Below are 17015 nucleotides of genomic sequence, written 5' to 3'. Positions count from 1 at the left end.
CGATGGCAGAATTCTCTTTAGATATAGATGAAATCAAAAGTGATGTGGAAACCTCTATGAAAGAGGAAGAAAAGAAATTAGAAAACTCCAATATAAAAAATCAGGCAAGCGAAAATGCTGTTGCCATTTTTGAAGCTGATTTAGACAACCCTCAGGAAAGGGAAAATATCCTGAAGCCAATAGAAAACTTTGGTATGACTGACATGTCCAAATCCGCTTCCAGAAATGAGATGCTGGCAACAAGATTTGTTGATTTGTCCAAAGGCGGAAAAGACGCTGACAATATTGGGGAGAAATTATCCGAACTGGACAGACAAATGAAAGATTTGGATCCAAGCAAGGTCGACTTTGCCAAAAAAGGAGTATTGGGCAATCTTTTACATCCTGTCAGGAAATACTTCGAAAAATATGAAAAGGCGGAAGTGGCCATTTCCAATATCATCCAATCACTTGACAACAGCAGCAAAGTCTTGCAGAATGACAACACCACTCTTTTAAGTGAAGAGAACTACTTAAGGGAAGTTACAAATAAGCTGATGGCCGATATTGAACTCGGTAAACAGATGGATGAATCAATCGAAGCTCAAATTCAGGAAGCTGAGATTAATGGTGTCGATGAAAATAAGATAGCCATTGTACGTGAAGAGATTTTGTTCCCTTTAAGGCAAAGAATCATGGATATGCAACAGATGATTGTTGTAAACCAACAGGGAATAGTTTCCCTTAATGTAATTAGAAGAAACAACAAGGAACTTATTCGTGGAGTTAACAGGGCAAAGAACGTGACTGTTTCAGCTTTAAGAACAGGTGTAATGGTTGCAAGTGCATTGTATGACCAAAAAATAGTTATGGATAAAATAAATATCCTGAACGAAACCACTGAAAACATCATAGAGACAACTTCGCACATGCTTAAGGAACAGGGAAGTGAAATCCAAAAGCACAGTGCAGAAACCATGATTTCCCCGGATGTCTTGAAAGCTTCATTTGCTGAAGCTATTCAGGCAATTGAAGATGTAAGCACATATAAGCAACAAGCACTTCCTAAGATGAAAGAAACAATCAACATGTTCTCTGATATGGCTGATGAAGGTCAGAAAGTTGTCGACAAAATAGAAACAAATAATAAAAATTTGATTGAATAATATGAATGCTTTTGATAAGATTAAAAAATCATGGTGGGTAATCTTCTCCATTATAATGTATATAAATGGAGTTGGATTCATCTACATCGGTACAAAGTACAATAATAAGAATTGGATTTTGGAAGGCGTACTTTATGAGCTGCCATGGTTTATATATCTAATTGCCGATAGATTATATGGAAACGTATTTATTTCAAATATAACTGGATTTTATTCACTTCTTGCAATGCTAATCATGTTCATAGGCATTATCCGGTCTGTTTGGGTCGCAGTGAAGTTGATTGATGTATATAAGAATGAAGAGATGTATAGAATCCAGACAACTTCTTTCAATAATCCAAACATGGCCAATAATAACAATGACAGATCAAGCAAAGTTGCATGCTGTCTTTGTATTTTCATTTTGTTCATATGTTTTGCATTGTTTGCTTTATAGTGATTTTATGGGTAAAAAACTAAAAATATCTATTATAATTCTAATCATACTAACAATAGCTATTGGAATATATCTATCTGATTATCAGCATGCAGAGCCGACTGCTACTGATTACTTGAATGGAACAGACAATGTCAGTGTCGTTAAAACGTCCAATGGTTTACTATTGGATGGATATGGAAATGATACTGCATTAATTTTCTATCCTGGAGCTAAAGTGGAATACACTTCCTATTTGCCAATGTTTACGCAGCTTGCCGGCCAGGGAGTGGATTGCTATATAGTTGAAATGCCATTCAATTTGGCATTTCTCGGCAAGGACAGTGCGGATTCAATAATTAACAATTCCACTTATGAACATTATTTCGTTTCAGGCCATTCCTTGGGAGGGGTTATGGCTGCCGATTATGCTGCACACTCCAATTCAACTGATGGGCTGATATTGTTTGCAGCATATCCGAGCAACAATGTCACTGTACCTACATTATCAATATATGGCTCAAACGATACAGTTCTGAATATGGAAAATTACAACAAGACAGAATCTTTAATTCAAGGTAATTTCACCGAATTCATAATTGAAGGGGGCAACCATGCCCAGTTTGGATACTACGGCCCTCAATCCGGTGACGGGCAGGCCAGCATTTCTGCTGAAAGTCAACAGCAGCAATGTGTCGATGAAATAATCAAGTTCATCAGCCAATACACTTAACTTTTTTTATTTTAAAAATCATATTAGTATTATGGGATTAACTGACAAGATATTTAAAAAAGAAGATGAAAAGTCCAAAAGAGAAGTGGGAGATAATTTTGACAAGTCTGAAGCAGATAGAATTTTTGACGCTTTGGACAATGTGAAAGCAAAAAAGAAAAGGGACACTCCCGAGTATCTAAAAAAAGAGATGGACAAAACAAAAGAAGTGTCCGTGCTAATTGATAAAGCCCAGAATCTGATGATGTCTGAGAAATTCGACGAGGCCATACCTTTATTTAAAAAGGCAATAGTCATCATGCCAGAATCCAGCGAAGCATATATTGGGCTTGCTGATATTTACAGCCTGCAGAATGATAAGGGCAGTGAAATCGACATTTTAAAATCTGGCATTAGTAATATCAGCAATAGCAAGGATAAAAATGAGCTAATCAAACGTTTAAAGGAATTGAACAATTAAGATTATTATGATAGGCAATGATTGGGATTTGGCGCTTAAGGAAGAATTTAAAAAGGATTATTTTTTAAAAATAAATGAATTTGTAGATGGGGAATATAGAACAAAAACTGTCTATCCTCCCTATGAAGACATTTTCAATGCATTTAAGTTGACTCCATTAAGCAGTGTTAAAGTTGTTGTTTTGGGCCAGGACCCATATCATGAACCAGGACAGGCCCATGGACTTGCATTCTCAACACCTGACGGAAGAACGATACCAAGATCACTTAAAAACATCTTCAAGGAAATCAATGAAGAGTTCTCATACTCAATTCCAGAATCAGGATGTCTTGAAAAGTGGGCTCGTGAAGGCGTGTTTCTGCTCAATACTGTTTTGACTGTTGAAAAGGGCAATGCAAACTCACACAGCAAATGCGGATGGCAAACATTCACAGATAATGTTATCAGGATTCTGAACAAACAGGACCAGCCTATCGTTTATCTGCTTTGGGGAAAGCAAGCTGAAAAGAAAAAGGAACTGATAGACAATCCAAAGCATTTGGTTTTAATAACTTCCCATCCTTCTCCGTTTTCTGCAAGACGAGGTTTTTTTGGCTGCAATCATTTCAGACTGGCCAATGAATATCTTAAGGAAAACAACTTGGAAGAGATTGATTGGAAACTGTAAGGCTATCTACATATTGGGGATTACTTTTTTAGAAATTTATTGTCATACGGATATTTTTAAAATTAGATATTATTAAATTAATGTTTATTATAAAAACATGTCATTTAATTCATTGAATTATTAATTATTTTGCAGTTTTCTAGATTACGATTTCAAAATCAACTTTTCTGTTTTCTCGCTTTCTGGAATCATAGTCAACAAAATCATAAACCAATGGATTTTCAATTAAAATCCTCCAGATGTTATATGTTTCAATTAAAAAATCGTCTCTAAAGGCAATGTTTTCTTCGATGATTGGGCATTTATATGGAAATTCGGAGTCATCCAAGACTAGATGGAATTCGCCCCTTTTGGTGATATGTGGAACTAATGGAAATGTCCTGCATTGTATGGGCCTTATTGATCGGTCACATCTAGGAGGATTTTTGCATTTCACAAGGCAAACATCGCCTTTCCATGAATGCGGAAATTCAAGTTCCCTTGCATCTATATAGTATAGTTCAAAATCATCCGAATCCTCATACATCAACTCTTCGCCGGGAAGAAGGAAAAGCGCAAGCTCATCATTTGGATATTCCTCACTGTCGAATACGCAACAGACTTCACCGCAAAGTTTCCCGCAATCAAAATCTACTGGAGAGACTTTATCGAGTCTTTTGTAAATTCTTTCTATTGATTCTTTCATTTCACTAGCTGTAATATCCATTATTCTAATTTAATTAACTTTAACTATTTAAATGTTTAAATTCATATAAATTAATAATGAATTTGCCGTTAAACATCATAATTGGAAATGTAATATCCCTAATAGCCGGTATTTTTCTCATATTGAGCATGTGGGTCAATGATGAGAAAAGAGCATATAAACATCAGTTTTTGAATGCTTTCGTTTTGATGATATCATCCATTTTCTTTTTATCCTGGACCGGCGTTACTACAATGGCAATAGCAGCAACAAGAAATGCTTTTGTATATAAGGATAGATTAACATTTAACTGGACTGTATTTTTCATTATTTTATCTGTTGTCATTGGTTTGATGGTAAATACAATGGGTTTTATTGGTTTGTTGCCTATCATTGCAATAATTCAGATTACGATTTGCAATTATTGCTTAAAATCAATTAAATGGATTAAATTGAGTTTCATTGTCAATGAAGTATTCTATATCATCTATTTCATTGCAATCTATGACATTTCCTCTTCAGTAATTGAGCTTTTTACTGCATTGGTAGGGCTGATTTCATTTGTGAAATTGATTAAAGATGAATCCGATAGTTAATTTTATATTGTCCTAAAACTTTAATATAACTAACAACTGTTAGTTGAGAATATGACTAAGGATAAAATTTTTAATGCTTCGGTAAATCTGTTTTCTGAGTTTGGATATGATAATGTATCTATTCGTCGAATTGCTTCTGAAGTTGGAATCAAAGAAAGTTCAATATACAATCATTTCAAAAGCAAGGAATCCATTCTGGATGAAATACTGGATTATTATATATTTGAAATGACAAAAGATGAGATTCCTCTTGTTAATGTGGGCAAAAATCTTGACATTAGTTTTGATTATTTCTACAAGGTTGGCCTGGATTTATATATCTCTAAGTTAAGCGAAGCAAAAATGATGAAAATAACAAGGATCTTTTTAATTGAATCGTATCACAATGAAAAGATAAAAAGTTATGTAAAAAAACAAATCATCGAAAATGCTATCGACGGTTGGACGGATATATTTGAATTAATGAAAGAAAAAAGATTGATTAAAAGGGATTGCGATACTCGACAACTAGCAGAGTCATTCTATTATTTCGGATTGTTCTTGTTGATTGAACATTTCATAATTAATTATCCTGAAGATGATGAAAAATTTCTAAATGATTTGGCCATAAAGTCCCAAAAGCACATGAATCTGATTTATGATTCTGTGAAAATTGAGTGATTAAATGAATATAAGACTAGAAACTGAAAATGATTATTTTGACGTTGAAAACATGGTTAGAAATTCCTTCTGGAATATATATCGACCTGGAGCTTTTGAACATTTTATAGTGCACAATTTAAGAGATGATGAAAGGTTCGTTAAGGATTTGGCATATGTGATTGAAAAGGACAATAAGATTATAGGCCATATCAATTATTCGAAGGGCAAGATTATTTGTGATGATGGAAACGGCATCGATGCATTGGTTTTAGGACCAATAGCAATTGATGAAAATTATCAAAATCAGGGATATGGATCTGAACTAATTGAATATACACTAGAATTAATCAGCGAAAAGGAAATTCCCTATGTATTTGTAATAGGTGATGAGAACTACTATCACAGATTCGGATTTGAAAGCGCATCAAGATACAGCATATTTCTAGAAGGAACGGATGAAAGCGAAGAATGCGAATTTTTCATGATAAAAATATTCAATGATGTTGAACCTGATTTCACAAAAGCAACGTTTCAAAATCCGGACGTGTTTGACGTGGATGAAAACGATGTTGAAGAATTCGACAGAAAATTTGAATATAAGGAAAAAAAGATTCAAGAAGGGCAATTGGGTGTTTAAATGAAATATTTGATTATTAATGGATCTCCAAGAAAGAAGAACACATGGATGATGGTACAGCAAGTTCAAAAGAATTTAGATGGTTCTTTTGAAGAAATACATTTATTTGAAGAGGAAATTCCTTTATGTAAAGGTTGCTACAATTGCATCATGAAAGGCGAGCAATTCTGCCCGCATAAAAATCTGATAATGCCTATTGTGGAAAAGATAAAAGAGGCTGACGGACTGATAATTGCTTCTCCTGTTTATGCAATGAATGTAACCGCACTTCTTAAAAATTTCTTAGACCATACGGCTTATCTATATCACAGGCCAGAATTTTTCACAAAAAAAGCCATCGTGGTTGTATCTACAGCCGGTGCAGGCCAGAAGAAAGTGGCAAATTACATTGATGAGACATTAAGGCATTGGGGAGTAAATAAAGTATATAAAATTTCTCTTGCATGCGGTGGAAAAGACAGCCTTGAGAGAGAAAAAATTGATAAGATAGCTAAAAAGTTCAGAAAGGACATGGATTCAGAAAAACTGCATTCCCCTAAATTTATGGACATTATATTTTACAATGTCTGGAGAGCTATGGCGCTAACAGATGAACCTATTCCTGCAGACAAGGAATTTTGGTTTAAAACAGAGCTAGTTAAATATGATTTTGCACCTGAAGTAAAATTAGGCATAATCAAAAAGATTTTTGCAAAATTGATGTTCAATATATTAAAAAGAGTAATGTAATAAGAGAAATTTTTTCTCTTATTTGAATGGGTTATATATTTATTCATTAGCTAATTTTTCTAATTCATCACCGGTCAGGTGAAACACATTCCAATCTTTCTGTTCTGCTCCAAGAGACAGATAAAAGTCAATGCTTGGTTTGTTCCAGGAAAGACATGTCCATTCAAATCTCCCATATCCTCTTTCGACAACTATCTTGGCAAGTTGTTTAAGCAATGCCTTTCCATATCCTTTGCCTCTATATTCCGGGTCGACGAAGAGGTCTTCTAGGTGAAGATTGACATTGCCGATATATGTTGAAAAGCTCAAGAAGAACAAAGCGAAACCAATTTCTTTACCGTCTTCTAGAGCAAAGATTACTTCAGCCTGTTTTTTGTCGAATACCCATTTTTTCAATTCATCTTCAGTTGCAATCACTTCATCCAATCGTTTTTCATAATCTGCCAGCTTTTTGATGAATTCCAAAATCAAACCGACATCTTCCTCTCTCGCATTTCTAAAAGTTAATTCTGCCATGTAGTTATTTTAATAAGTTTTAATTAATATATTAATATGTTTAGGGAGATGAGAAGAAAAAAACAGGAACTCTCAGCTGAAGAATGTATCGGCATGTTGATTAATGAGCCTCGAGGTGTTCTCGGCCTATTGGGTGATGATGACTATCCATATGCAATTCCAATGAGCCATGTATATGTTGATGGAAAGATTTACTTCCATGGAGCTCAAAAAGGCCACAAATTGGATGCTGCAAAAAAGCATGAGAAGGTTTCATATTGTGTTGTTGACAAAGGTGTTAAAAACGATGGTGAATGGTGGTATACATTCAAGAGTGTGATTGTCTTTGGAAAAATCAAGACATTGACAAAAAGAGATGAGAAAATAGACAAGTTAACTCACTTGGGAGACAAGTTCTTCCCGACTCATGAGGATACTGTTAATGAAATAAACAAATTGTTGGATAAGACTGAAGTCTTTGAAATAACAATTGAACATATGAGCGGTAAGATTACCGTTGAAAAATAAGTTAAAAGTTAGTTAAATTAATAACTAACCCTATTTTTTTTAATTTGGTCTGTCAGTGTTGAATTTGTCTTTTGATTTGATTCCAACAAGTGAAGCGAACACTGCCAGAATACATGCTAGAGTACAAATTCCACATATTATCTGGGACGCATTAACAATCATGCCTGCATATTGGGGGGCCAATTCCAAATTGGACATAACCCAAGCAAATACCAAAGTCAAAAGGCCCAGACTCATAGTTTGTCCTATAGTCCTCATTGTTGCCTGTGATGCTGAAGCTGTCGGAGCATCTTTTGGAGGCACTGAACTCATTATAGCATTCATGTTTGGGCTTGAGAAGAGTCCCATTCCGAAACCCTGCAAAATCATTGCAATAACAACTAGATAAAGCGGAGTGTCCTTATTCAGGAAGGTCAATATCAAAAGAGCCACTGTAGCTATAGACATTCCTAAAGCTGCAAGCTTCTGAGGATGTATCTTGTCTGAAAGCTTGCCCGCATTAGGGGCCATTATTGCCATTATTATTGGTGTGATAATCAATATCAAACCGGACATCTGTGCATTCCATCCTCTGACATATTGGAAATGATAGTTTAGTATTGTTGTGACTACCATTACTGCAATGTAACTGCATAGCGCGGCAATGTTTGATGAAGTGAACTTTTTGTTCTTGAATAGATTCATATTGAATACAGGAGATTTTTGCCTTAGCTCATAAGCTCCAAATATCACTAAAATGATTAATCCGATAATGGTTAGGATCAAACCGTTAGTTGTTGTCAGTGTTGTAAATCCATATATGAATGCCAATATTCCAAGACCATATAAAATGGAACCGAACTTGTCGATTTTGTCCTTTTCATATGTTTTCCATTCTCCTGGAATCTTGAATACCATCAATAGAATACATAAGACTAAAAATGGAATTACAAAGTAGAACATTGATCTCCAACCCAGGTTATGCACCAAAAATCCGCAAAGCACAGGTGATAGTGAAGTTGCAAGATAAACGCCTGTAACGGTAAATCCTAAAGCTTTTCCTCTGTTTTGTGGTTTTACTGCATGGACTACCATTGCCATTGCAGACACGTTTAGGAATGCAACACCTGCGCCCTGAAGTATTCTGAAAACCAAAAATGATTCTGTTGAAAATGAAAGACAAGCACCGATTGATGCAATTAAATAAACGATGACTCCCATCAACAATGATTTCTTAACGCCGAATTTCCCTGAAATCTGTCCTGCCGGAACTGTAAAAACAGCAACTACTAAGAAGAATATTGTAGGAACCCAGTTTTGAATAACATTATTCATTGCAAATTCGCTTGCAATGGCTGGAACCCCTATAATAATCCCATTTGATAAAAATACTGCAAAAAACGATGTAATAAATGAAACAAATATTACAACAGTTTCCAAATCGAATTTCATAATTATTTCCCTCTTTTATTTTTCCTCTACTAATTTCATGCCTTTAATAGCAATTTCCATAAGTCTTTTTTTGATTTCAAAATCTTCGTCTGTCAATCCTACCTGCTCATCCCATTCTTTTGAGATTTGCCTGATTTTCGGAACGATTTTACTTCCTTTATCAGTTGTATTCAACATGTATTTCCGTCTGTTTTCGGGATTGGTTTTTCTTTTTATGTATCCTTCGTCCTCGTATTTTTTTAATATCTTGGCAATATTTCCCTTGCTTTGTCCAAACATGTTTACCAAATCATCCTGGGAGCAATTGGGATTGTCGTATATAAACATTATATATCTCACATTATGGTCAAAATCCAGCTCTTCTATCCTTGCTTTCATATATTTCTGTTGATTTAAAGAGATATTGTGGATCCATGCAATGAACGGTGAATTTTTAGCCAAATGTTGAGTGTTTTCCCCTTCCATTTTATCACTTATATTATCATATATCGGTAAAGGAATATAAATGTTTCTAATGAAACAGTTGAAAATGAAACAAAAATCAAATTAAAAATATAAACTAGAAAAATAAAAGTTTAACTAATGATTAAAAAGGAACATATATTAATTATAATTCTTTTGATTATTATTTCTGCATTTTCCATAGCCATTATCTCTTTGAACAGTGCAGATAATAATACTGACAGCAACGATATTTATAGGGAAGTTCTAGTGAATGATTCTAATGAAACTTCAGGCACTGTTGAAGTAATTAGGAATATTGGAAATCCTAACGGTAAACGAATAGCTTATGTCGTTGGAGTCCATCCATTGGAAAATGAAACACATAAGACTCTTGTAAAACTACTGCCGAACATGACAAATCTCAATTACTGCTATGACATTTACATCATCAACGTAACTGAAGATATCGGCTATTATGGAGATGGATTGAACAATTATGAAAATCCAGGAAGGCAGAACGGTCAAAATCTAGCTCAAAAATACGTATATCCCGAAATATTGAATGGAAATTACGAATTGGCTATTGATGTGCATTCGAATATAGGTGCATATGAATATAAAACATTTGTATTCAGTCCTGTTAAAGAAGGAAAAAGTGTAGATTATGCAAATCAGGTTGCTCAAAATTGTAAAAATATAACCTATTATGCACCGCCATCAACAACAAGCGGACCTTACTTGACTATTCCTTTAAATGAAAATGGAATTCCTGCATTTTACTATGAAGAATACAGCTTCGCCCCTCAGGATGTAAAGGATGAGCATATGCTGGAACTGATCAATGCAGTCGATAACTTGAATTTCTAAAAAAAGAAGTTTGGATGGATTATTTCATCCATCTTTTGAGTTTTGGAAACATCTCTTCAGACATTTTTCTTGCTTCATCTTCACTCATGCCAGTAGCTTCTGCTGTTTTTGGAACGCAAAAGTCAATCATTTCCTGCATTGTAATGTCACTGGTAAATTCACCGTTCTGGTAACAGTATTTGCAGTAATCCTCACTTTTCGAACCGTCTTTTTGGCTTCCAAAGTCATCATCAGCCATAGGCATTGCACAGGATTGGCAAAATTTCATGTTTTCAAAATCCATTCTAATCACCTACAATATGTTAACTATTTTTAATTAGATATACTTTTTGAAAGAGCATTTGAAAAGTAAACTTAATTATATATACGATTTTGGACAAATTTTAAACTTAGTGATTATATGGAATATGATGTGATTTATATTGGTAGTGGAAACGCCGCATGGCAAGGGGGCCGATTTTTAAGAAAGGAAGGGCTCAAGATATTAATAGTTGAAGAAAGTTTATATGGAGGCGCATGTGCAAACAGAGGATGCAATTCAAAAGCACTTCTTGATGCGCCATATGAAATAAAAGCATTAACCAATAACTTTGAAAGCGTTGGAAAGTCAGGCGATTTTGATGTTGACTGGCCTGCCTTAATGAAATATAAACAGAAGCGCATAGCCGGAATGTCCATATTCCTGGATGGCAAGTTTGATGAATATGATTTGGACGTTGCACATGGAAAGGGAGTCATATTGGATGAACATACAGTTCAGGTTGGAGATAGAAAATTCACTACCGATAAAATAGTCATATGCACAGGTTTAAAACCCATCAAGCCTGACATTCCAGGTAAGCAATACCTGCACGACAGCACAGACTTTTTAGATATTGCAGAGCTTCCAAGACACACAATTATCATTGGTGCAGGTTTTGTAGGAATGGAATTTGCATCAATTCTTGCTGAAGCTGGTTTAACAGCCGATGTAATCGTCAGAGGAAACATGGCTTTAAAGTTCTTCCACCAGCCATATGTCCAGAATGTAATTGACATCCTAAAAGGCAAAGGCATCAAATTCCACTTTAATCAAACCGTAAAGGAAATCACAAGTGATGTTGAAATTGAGAATCCTGAAGATAAGGTTCTTAACACTGTCCAAGGAATGAATTCTGATGAAAGCCTAAGGGATCCTGAAGCGAAGATAGATAATGTTGCCCATGAAGATGCATTCACCGTTAATTGCGACAGCGGATTAAGCTTAAGGGGAGACTATGTAATAGCCGCAATGGGCAGAGAGGCCAATGTAGAGGATATAGGTCTTGAAAACGTAGGCTTGACATACACCAAAAGCGGAATTAAGGTAAATGGGCACTTGCAAACTGAAGTTCCAAACATTTATGCTTCAGGAGATGTGGCCGATACAGGTGTTGCCAAACTTGTAACAGTAGCAATACATCATTCCAAATATCTTGCAAAAGAGCTTTTGGGCAAAGCGGATGAAATCACATACCCTGTGGTTCCTGCAGTTGCATATACCATACCAAGAATTGCAACAGTGGGAGTGCCTGCCTATATTGCACAGGACAGTGAAGAATATGATGTCCACACTATCAGATACGGAAGGTCTTATTCGCTAGAGCTTAAAAACGATTTGACTGCTGAGGCAAAAGTAATTGTAGATAAGAATCTGCAGATTGTAGGTGCTGAGATATATGCTGCCAATGCTGAAAATGTCGCAAACATGTTTGCTTTCATTATCAATAAGAAAATAACCCTGGAAGAGCTTGACTATATGATTTACGCTTTCCCTTCAAGCAGTTCCGTATGTTTGTATAAGTTGCACAATATACATTATGATTTGTAATTGGTGAGTTAAATGAGTGAAGATAAAATTACTTATGATGATATTAAGCAGTATGAGAAGTTTTTTACATTGACTCCTTCATTTTTACTTGAGAGGTTTGCAAAAAAGAACAAGAATCTTGTGCTGAAATTTGAATCAAAAGTCAAAGGTTACTTGGCTAACTTGAACCCCGAACAACAAAAGAAATTGGATATAGTTTTGAAAACTGACATTGATGAGCTTCAAAGCTTGATGAAGGATGCATATGACAAAAGCAATAAGAAACAGTATAAAATATTGGCAAATCCTAAATACAAGCAGTTTATAGAAATTAACCTTAATGAAGTTCGCAAAATGATTTAAAAAAAAAATAAAAAAAGACATTATTAGTCTTTCAAAGTCCAATAACATCTCTTAGGTGAAACGATTGTTTCATCCTTTTTCAGTTCTTTCATAATTTTGTCCACTTCTTTTTTCTCGACTCCTGAAAGTTCACTCACCGCTTTAGCGTTTAGTGGGTCTTCGGAGTTTCTGAATGCTTCAATCACTTTTTCCTTGTTATCCATAATATCACATGATTTATTTAAAATTCCAATTGTCAATAAACTCTATCAATTGAATGTCATGTTCAAGAGTATCATTATTGTCATCTTCAGTGTATGCCTCATAGATGATGGCCGGAACTCCTCCTTCATTTAAAGGAGTTGTAACATATTCTGGGCTGCTAGGATTCGGCGGAAGATAATATTTCAGCCAATCAAAATTATCGCCCATATCCTGAGCAATTGAGTAGGATTGAGTATTGTTTTCTACTGGTGTGAAAACAAATCTAGAAACTCCCCATGCCCCATTGCTGTAATGGCAGTCAACAACCAAATTAAATGATTCGTTTATCATGTCCGGCACGGCGAATTCCTGAGCCAATAGCTGCCCGTTCATTCTACTTTGTGAAAAATCGCTTGAATCTGAGGTTACATTTACCTTGTAGATATAATAGCAATAGCTTAAGTTTTCTTGTTTTTGGTTGAATGCATCCAGCATCAGGCTATGGGCACCGCTTTCACGGGGATGGACCCCTACAAGATATGCAATCTTAATTGGAGAGCTTGTATTTCCATAGGGACCTTCCTTTTCCACGTAGCCAATGCTGTTGTTTCCCAATTGTATAGTTTGCGCAGCAGTCTGATTATCGGATGTATCGCTGTTCGGGATTGCCAAGGCTATTAGAAAAACGGCCAGCAGGATTATTGCTATTATTAAAATACTTTTCATGGAAATCCTGAAATTCCCAATTTGGATGTTTGATTCCTTTTTATTATCCTCGTCCAGAATTTCCAATATTTTGTTTGCGATATATCTTGAAATGAATATAATAATATCCAGCAACACCTTTAATATAACAAATATGACTCTCAAAACAAGTGCAATATAATCAGAGCCACTCTTCCTTTTATTGTTGTCTTTTTTATGTAAGCTTGCCTTTTTTCTAGCCATTATATTCACTTTGAATGAAAAATTTAGATTACTTCAAAATCAATCAATCTTATTTTGTTTGAAAGCAATTCAGGGTCTTCATCTACACTTTCAGATAGTTTTGTGGTAATGTACTTTTTATTGTCATCTGGAAAAACAGTAGCTATATTGTACTGATCATCATTCATTAAAACACTGGCCAGAAAGTTGGCTCCACTGGAAATGCCGATTCCAAGACCGAATTCCTTAGCAATTCTTTTGGACATGTTTATTGCATCCAAATCATCAATCAATACAATGTCATCTATCAAATCCTGATTGACTATTCCTGGAATGAAGTCATCACCAATGCCTTCAATCATGTGGGATCCCTCTTCCATTCCCATCTTAAGGATGGATAGTGTGGACGGTTCCAGGGCAAATATCTTTGATGATGGATTATTGTCCTTTAATCTCTTTCCAATGCCCATAAGAGTTCCGCCTGTCCCGATGCCAGAGACAAAAGCATTTACTTCTGGAAATGCATCGATGATTTCTTGACCTGTTGTTTTATATTGGGCCTCTACATTAAATTTATTATCAAATTGGAGCGGTCTGAATGCATCATTATCTTCTGCAAATTTTTCGGCAAGTTGTAAAGCTCCTTTGAATCCGCCATCTTCCTTGGATACGAGATGAACATGAGCACCATACATTGAAAGTAGCTTTCTTCTTTCAAGGGAAACCCAATCCGGCATGAATATATGCACCTCATGGCCCAAAAGTGCACCCATGGCGCTAAAGGCTATGCCAGTGTTTCCGCTTGTAACTTCAACAATAGCTTGACCTTCGGTTAAGTTGCCATTTTCCCTTTCCTTTTGGATTATATATAAAGCAATCCTATCTTTGATACTTCCGGAATAATTGTAATATTCAAGTTTGGTGTGAATACTTTGTAATTTTCCTTCATATTCATAATTAATCTTAATCATTGGTGTATTGCCTACTAATTTCTCAATATTCATAACATTCCATCCAATTCAATAATATAACAATTATTATATTTGTGTGTTAATCATAATATACTTTTTTAAAAAACAAGTCTCTATTTTTTGGCAATGACACATATCCAATCTGCATCATCACCCGTAAAGGAATCCTTCGAGTCTTTAGTGAAACATGTAACGTGTAAAAAACCAGCTTCAAGCAAGTATCTTTTAAATTCATCTTCAGAATATAGGTTCATGTCCAATAATTCAATAAGATCCTTTTGACGACTATCATTTTCATTAGGAACTGTTTCATTGGCTATAAAAAATATTCCTCCATCTTTTAAGACTCTTAAAATCTCCTTTAAATCATTTTCAAATTCCGGCCAAAAATAAACGGTTTCAAAAGCGGTGACAATATTAAAGCTATCATCTTCAAAAGGCAAATTTGAAACGGAACCTTGAATAATTTCACATTTGCCTTCATCAATGGCTTTTCTGTTTAACTCAACAGATCTCTCAACTGCTAATTTGGAGTAATCTATGCCGAATACTTTGGCTTCCGTCATTTTCAAAAATCTTTCGATGTTTACTCCACCGCCACATCCTACATCTAAAACAACATCATTTTTGGATATGTTCAAATGGCTTAAACTCCATTGGGCAAGGCCTTCATGATTTTCATTCATCATGTCAATCAACTCACTGCCCAATTCCCCTTCGGGTTTGCGTGCATTAATCAATAATTCTCCATTCAAGTATTTATCATCATCAGACATGTCCGGCACCCTTTCCATGTTAATCTTTATCGTATTATTATTTATTATTTATTTTTAATTTTCATTAGATTTGAATATATAGTGCATAAAGTATAATACCAATAGTTTATATAAATAGTCTTAATTAAACCCCTTTTTGAGGCGAGTAAAATGAAAGTATGTCAACAATGCGGATTTAAAAACAATGATGATACAAAATTTTGTGTAAATTGCGGAAATAATATAGAAAATGCCGTATCAAATGAATCCAAAATATGCCCGCAATGCGGATTCCATAATAATGTAGATACGAAATTTTGTGTAAATTGTGGAAATGAACTATCAGATGCAACCCCAAAAGAACCAGAACCAGAAAAACAGGAGGAAATACAGGAAAATGCGGGGGAGCAAAGTGATGATATAACTGAAGCACAGGAAGAAGTCGAAGAACCTGAAGTTGCTGATGAAGAAGAACTTGTTAATGAGGAAGCTGCAGAGGATACGCAAGAAAGCGAAAAGAAAACCTGCCCAAGTTGCGGTCATGAAAACATTGCAGAAACTGCATTCTGCGTAAACTGCGGAACAAAAATGGACGACCAACCACAAGAAGAACAAACTGATGTTGAAGAAGAGGATGATGAAACTAACGCCCAAGAAAGTGAAATGATTACCTGTGCCAGTTGCGGTCATGAAAACAGCGCGCAAACAGCATTCTGCGTAAACTGCGGAAACAATTTGGATGCAAATGAGCCAAAATCTGAAACACAAACTGTTCAAACACCAGTGCAACCGGAAGTTTTTGATGGTCCAAACACAAAATTTCTGAAAAAAGAAAAAAAGGTTATCAATAAGATATCAAAGCAATTCTGTCCTATAGAAGATGTATTCGAAGCATCCAGATGTGAGGAGGAATACAGGAAGACAGCCATGTATTTTGACCAATGGGTTTCACAGTATGTAATGGAAGGCGTGCCAAAAATGATGTACTTTGGTTTATACGACCATTGGAGACAATTCCAATCAAATTGCTACTGGGGATTGATTTCATTCATGGTGATAGGCGATTATGAGGGATGCTTAAGAAACTGCGATAGGCTTTTACAGCTTGAGCACATCGTATATAAAAAGGGAATTGGTTCACATACCGGTTCGGGTTTGGTCGCAGGTATCAAAACATTTGCAGCGATGACTGGTAAGACTGGAACTGAAGAACAACAAAATCTCTATAAGAGAATTAAACTGATTAAGGCTGCATGTGCATACGAAGTTGGAAACCTGCAGGAATCTTACGACTTATTAATTCAATTGCCTCCGAACGGAGCCTTAAAATTTAAAGACCGTGACAATTACTTCAATCAAAACTTCAAGTATAAAGACAATTTATATGTTGCAATTATCAAGAAAAGGATTGAAGAATCTAGATAATTGTTTCATTTTATTTTTTTATTTTTCTTTTTTTCAGTTAATTTTATATATGATAAATTGAATAGTATACCTAACGAACGGTAGGTAGG

23 protein-coding genes are annotated in these 17015 nt (G+C 35.2%); 14 read left to right on the top strand and 9 right to left on the bottom strand.

All coding sequences use genetic code 11. The annotated features are described in order from the left end of the window. The first annotated feature begins 2 nt into the window (after positions 1 to 2). The 5 genes from IJE64_RS05895 to ung are packed head-to-tail and all read left to right on the top strand — an operon-like array spanning position 3 to position 3420. Positions 3 to 1145, top strand: coding sequence for a toxic anion resistance protein (locus IJE64_RS05895; RefSeq protein ID WP_292783382.1), 1143 nt, complete (start codon positions 3 to 5; stop codon positions 1143 to 1145). A gap of 1 nt (position 1146) precedes the next feature. Beyond that, complete coding sequence (locus IJE64_RS05890) at positions 1147 to 1581, top strand: hypothetical protein (RefSeq protein WP_292783380.1); 435 nt, start codon at positions 1147 to 1149, stop codon at positions 1579 to 1581. A 7-nt stretch (positions 1582 to 1588) separates the two neighbouring features. Further along, on the top strand, positions 1589 to 2293 hold the full coding sequence (locus tag IJE64_RS05885) for an alpha/beta hydrolase (protein ID WP_292783378.1): 705 nt from the start codon (positions 1589 to 1591) through the stop codon (positions 2291 to 2293). Between the two features lie 31 nt (positions 2294 to 2324). Further along, a complete protein-coding gene (locus IJE64_RS05880) occupies positions 2325 to 2753 on the top strand; it encodes a tetratricopeptide repeat protein (protein WP_292783376.1) in 429 nt (142 codons plus the stop codon). Between the two features lie 7 nt (positions 2754 to 2760). Continuing rightward, a complete protein-coding gene (gene ung / locus IJE64_RS05875; RefSeq protein WP_292783374.1) occupies positions 2761 to 3420 on the top strand; it encodes a uracil-DNA glycosylase in 660 nt (219 codons plus the stop codon). Between the two features lie 139 nt (positions 3421 to 3559). Here ung and IJE64_RS05870 read toward each other — a convergent pair whose 3' ends face one another. Continuing rightward, entirely contained in the window at positions 3560 to 4126 is a 567-nt protein-coding gene (locus tag IJE64_RS05870) for a hypothetical protein (RefSeq protein WP_292783372.1), read from the bottom strand. 56 nt (positions 4127 to 4182) lie between these two features. Here IJE64_RS05870 and IJE64_RS05865 point away from each other — a divergent pair, with 56 nt between their 5' ends. The 4 genes from IJE64_RS05865 to IJE64_RS05850 are packed head-to-tail and all read left to right on the top strand — an operon-like array spanning position 4183 to position 6709. After that, positions 4183 to 4701 (top strand): YgjV family protein, encoded by a 519-nt coding sequence (locus tag IJE64_RS05865; protein WP_292783370.1) that lies wholly within the window; start codon positions 4183 to 4185, stop codon positions 4699 to 4701. Between the two features lie 51 nt (positions 4702 to 4752). Beyond that, positions 4753 to 5361: a TetR/AcrR family transcriptional regulator gene (locus tag IJE64_RS05860; RefSeq protein WP_292783368.1), complete on the top strand. Its 609-nt coding sequence runs from the start codon at positions 4753 to 4755 to the stop codon at positions 5359 to 5361. A gap of 4 nt (positions 5362 to 5365) precedes the next feature. Continuing rightward, positions 5366 to 5980: a GNAT family N-acetyltransferase gene (locus IJE64_RS05855; protein WP_292783366.1), complete on the top strand. Its 615-nt coding sequence runs from the start codon at positions 5366 to 5368 to the stop codon at positions 5978 to 5980. After that, the gene (locus tag IJE64_RS05850; protein ID WP_292783363.1) at positions 5981 to 6709 is read left to right on the top strand and encodes a flavodoxin family protein; all 729 of its coding nucleotides are present in this window, start codon (positions 5981 to 5983) and stop codon (positions 6707 to 6709) included. 39 nt (positions 6710 to 6748) lie between these two features. Here the strand turns inward: IJE64_RS05850 and IJE64_RS05845 are convergent, their stop codons facing one another. Further along, on the bottom strand, positions 6749 to 7225 hold the full coding sequence (locus IJE64_RS05845; RefSeq protein WP_292783361.1) for a GNAT family N-acetyltransferase: 477 nt from the start codon (positions 7223 to 7225) through the stop codon (positions 6749 to 6751). 48 nt (positions 7226 to 7273) lie between these two features. Between IJE64_RS05845 and IJE64_RS05840 the strand changes: the two genes are divergently transcribed. Continuing rightward, positions 7274 to 7732 carry a pyridoxamine 5'-phosphate oxidase family protein gene (locus IJE64_RS05840; protein WP_292783359.1) on the top strand — a complete coding sequence of 153 codons (459 nt, stop codon included), beginning with the start codon at positions 7274 to 7276 and terminating at the stop codon, positions 7730 to 7732. 39 nt (positions 7733 to 7771) lie between these two features. On the opposite strand, the gene IJE64_RS05835 is transcribed toward IJE64_RS05840, so the two are convergent. Both IJE64_RS05835 and IJE64_RS05830 read right to left on the bottom strand, forming a co-directional pair. Then, entirely contained in the window at positions 7772 to 9163 is a 1392-nt protein-coding gene (locus IJE64_RS05835) for an MFS transporter (protein WP_292783355.1), read from the bottom strand. Positions 9164 to 9178: 15 nt separating this feature from the next. After that, positions 9179 to 9628: a MarR family winged helix-turn-helix transcriptional regulator gene (locus IJE64_RS05830; RefSeq protein ID WP_292783352.1), complete on the bottom strand. Its 450-nt coding sequence runs from the start codon at positions 9626 to 9628 to the stop codon at positions 9179 to 9181. Between the two features lie 117 nt (positions 9629 to 9745). On the opposite strand from IJE64_RS05830, the gene IJE64_RS05825 reads away from it, so the two are divergent. Then, on the top strand, positions 9746 to 10474 hold the full coding sequence (locus IJE64_RS05825) for a hypothetical protein (RefSeq protein ID WP_292783349.1): 729 nt from the start codon (positions 9746 to 9748) through the stop codon (positions 10472 to 10474). Positions 10475 to 10493: 19 nt separating this feature from the next. Here the strand turns inward: IJE64_RS05825 and IJE64_RS05820 are convergent, their stop codons facing one another. Beyond that, positions 10494 to 10757: a zinc ribbon domain-containing protein gene (locus IJE64_RS05820; protein ID WP_292783346.1), complete on the bottom strand. Its 264-nt coding sequence runs from the start codon at positions 10755 to 10757 to the stop codon at positions 10494 to 10496. Between the two features lie 117 nt (positions 10758 to 10874). Between IJE64_RS05820 and IJE64_RS05815 the strand changes: the two genes are divergently transcribed. Beyond that, entirely contained in the window at positions 10875 to 12323 is a 1449-nt protein-coding gene (locus IJE64_RS05815) for an NAD(P)/FAD-dependent oxidoreductase (protein WP_292783343.1), read from the top strand. Positions 12324 to 12335: 12 nt separating this feature from the next. Next, positions 12336 to 12665 (top strand): hypothetical protein, encoded by a 330-nt coding sequence (locus tag IJE64_RS05810; protein ID WP_292783340.1) that lies wholly within the window; start codon positions 12336 to 12338, stop codon positions 12663 to 12665. Between the two features lie 23 nt (positions 12666 to 12688). Here the strand turns inward: IJE64_RS05810 and IJE64_RS05805 are convergent, their stop codons facing one another. The 4 genes from IJE64_RS05805 to IJE64_RS05790 form a co-directional block, all read right to left on the bottom strand. Further along, positions 12689 to 12868 carry a MarR family transcriptional regulator gene (locus IJE64_RS05805; protein ID WP_292783338.1) on the bottom strand — a complete coding sequence of 60 codons (180 nt, stop codon included), beginning with the start codon at positions 12866 to 12868 and terminating at the stop codon, positions 12689 to 12691. A gap of 13 nt (positions 12869 to 12881) precedes the next feature. Continuing rightward, positions 12882 to 13796 (bottom strand): hypothetical protein, encoded by a 915-nt coding sequence (locus IJE64_RS05800; RefSeq protein ID WP_292783335.1) that lies wholly within the window; start codon positions 13794 to 13796, stop codon positions 12882 to 12884. 23 nt (positions 13797 to 13819) lie between these two features. Further along, positions 13820 to 14779: a PLP-dependent cysteine synthase family protein gene (locus IJE64_RS05795; RefSeq protein WP_292783332.1), complete on the bottom strand. Its 960-nt coding sequence runs from the start codon at positions 14777 to 14779 to the stop codon at positions 13820 to 13822. An 80-nt stretch (positions 14780 to 14859) separates the two neighbouring features. Continuing rightward, a complete protein-coding gene (locus tag IJE64_RS05790) occupies positions 14860 to 15522 on the bottom strand; it encodes a class I SAM-dependent methyltransferase (RefSeq protein WP_292783329.1) in 663 nt (220 codons plus the stop codon). A gap of 150 nt (positions 15523 to 15672) precedes the next feature. On the opposite strand from IJE64_RS05790, the gene IJE64_RS05785 reads away from it, so the two are divergent. Continuing rightward, positions 15673 to 16926, top strand: a complete 1254-nt coding sequence (locus IJE64_RS05785) for a zinc ribbon domain-containing protein (RefSeq protein ID WP_292783326.1) — start codon at positions 15673 to 15675, stop codon at positions 16924 to 16926. Positions 16927 to 17015: the final 89 nt, after the last annotated feature.

Source organism: Methanobrevibacter sp. (assembly GCF_017409525.1).
In the GTDB taxonomy this organism is placed as follows: domain Archaea; phylum Methanobacteriota; class Methanobacteria; order Methanobacteriales; family Methanobacteriaceae; genus Methanocatella.
The sequence above is the reverse complement of the archived record's forward strand: the minus strand, read 5'-3'. Positions and strand labels throughout refer to the sequence as shown.

What these genes read in the sequence shown, in the direction of transcription:
- IJE64_RS05865 (WP_292783370.1), top strand. Translation starts at nt 4,183, where the DNA reads ATGAATTTGCCGTTAAACATCATAATTGGAAATGTAATATCCCTAATA.
- IJE64_RS05830 (WP_292783352.1), bottom strand. Translation starts at nt 9,628, where the DNA reads ATGGAAGGGGAAAACACTCAACATTTGGCTAAAAATTCACCGTTCATT.
- ung (WP_292783374.1), top strand. Translation starts at nt 2,761, where the DNA reads ATGATAGGCAATGATTGGGATTTGGCGCTTAAGGAAGAATTTAAAAAG.
- IJE64_RS05810 (WP_292783340.1), top strand. Translation starts at nt 12,336, where the DNA reads ATGAGTGAAGATAAAATTACTTATGATGATATTAAGCAGTATGAGAAG.
- IJE64_RS05840 (WP_292783359.1), top strand. Translation starts at nt 7,274, where the DNA reads ATGAGAAGAAAAAAACAGGAACTCTCAGCTGAAGAATGTATCGGCATG.
- IJE64_RS05825 (WP_292783349.1), top strand. Translation starts at nt 9,746, where the DNA reads ATGATTAAAAAGGAACATATATTAATTATAATTCTTTTGATTATTATT.
- IJE64_RS05835 (WP_292783355.1), bottom strand. Translation starts at nt 9,163, where the DNA reads ATGAAATTCGATTTGGAAACTGTTGTAATATTTGTTTCATTTATTACA.
- IJE64_RS05805 (WP_292783338.1), bottom strand. Translation starts at nt 12,868, where the DNA reads ATGGATAACAAGGAAAAAGTGATTGAAGCATTCAGAAACTCCGAAGAC.
- IJE64_RS05895 (WP_292783382.1), top strand. Translation starts at nt 3, where the DNA reads ATGGCAGAATTCTCTTTAGATATAGATGAAATCAAAAGTGATGTGGAA.
- IJE64_RS05850 (WP_292783363.1), top strand. Translation starts at nt 5,981, where the DNA reads ATGAAATATTTGATTATTAATGGATCTCCAAGAAAGAAGAACACATGG.
- IJE64_RS05855 (WP_292783366.1), top strand. Translation starts at nt 5,366, where the DNA reads ATGAATATAAGACTAGAAACTGAAAATGATTATTTTGACGTTGAAAAC.
- IJE64_RS05860 (WP_292783368.1), top strand. Translation starts at nt 4,753, where the DNA reads ATGACTAAGGATAAAATTTTTAATGCTTCGGTAAATCTGTTTTCTGAG.
- IJE64_RS05845 (WP_292783361.1), bottom strand. Translation starts at nt 7,225, where the DNA reads ATGGCAGAATTAACTTTTAGAAATGCGAGAGAGGAAGATGTCGGTTTG.
- IJE64_RS05820 (WP_292783346.1), bottom strand. Translation starts at nt 10,757, where the DNA reads ATGGATTTTGAAAACATGAAATTTTGCCAATCCTGTGCAATGCCTATG.
- IJE64_RS05785 (WP_292783326.1), top strand. Translation starts at nt 15,673, where the DNA reads ATGAAAGTATGTCAACAATGCGGATTTAAAAACAATGATGATACAAAA.
- IJE64_RS05795 (WP_292783332.1), bottom strand. Translation starts at nt 14,779, where the DNA reads ATGAATATTGAGAAATTAGTAGGCAATACACCAATGATTAAGATTAAT.
- IJE64_RS05800 (WP_292783335.1), bottom strand. Translation starts at nt 13,796, where the DNA reads ATGGCTAGAAAAAAGGCAAGCTTACATAAAAAAGACAACAATAAAAGG.
- IJE64_RS05790 (WP_292783329.1), bottom strand. Translation starts at nt 15,522, where the DNA reads ATGTCTGATGATGATAAATACTTGAATGGAGAATTATTGATTAATGCA.
- IJE64_RS05890 (WP_292783380.1), top strand. Translation starts at nt 1,147, where the DNA reads ATGAATGCTTTTGATAAGATTAAAAAATCATGGTGGGTAATCTTCTCC.
- IJE64_RS05885 (WP_292783378.1), top strand. Translation starts at nt 1,589, where the DNA reads ATGGGTAAAAAACTAAAAATATCTATTATAATTCTAATCATACTAACA.
- IJE64_RS05870 (WP_292783372.1), bottom strand. Translation starts at nt 4,126, where the DNA reads ATGGATATTACAGCTAGTGAAATGAAAGAATCAATAGAAAGAATTTAC.
- IJE64_RS05880 (WP_292783376.1), top strand. Translation starts at nt 2,325, where the DNA reads ATGGGATTAACTGACAAGATATTTAAAAAAGAAGATGAAAAGTCCAAA.
- IJE64_RS05815 (WP_292783343.1), top strand. Translation starts at nt 10,875, where the DNA reads ATGGAATATGATGTGATTTATATTGGTAGTGGAAACGCCGCATGGCAA.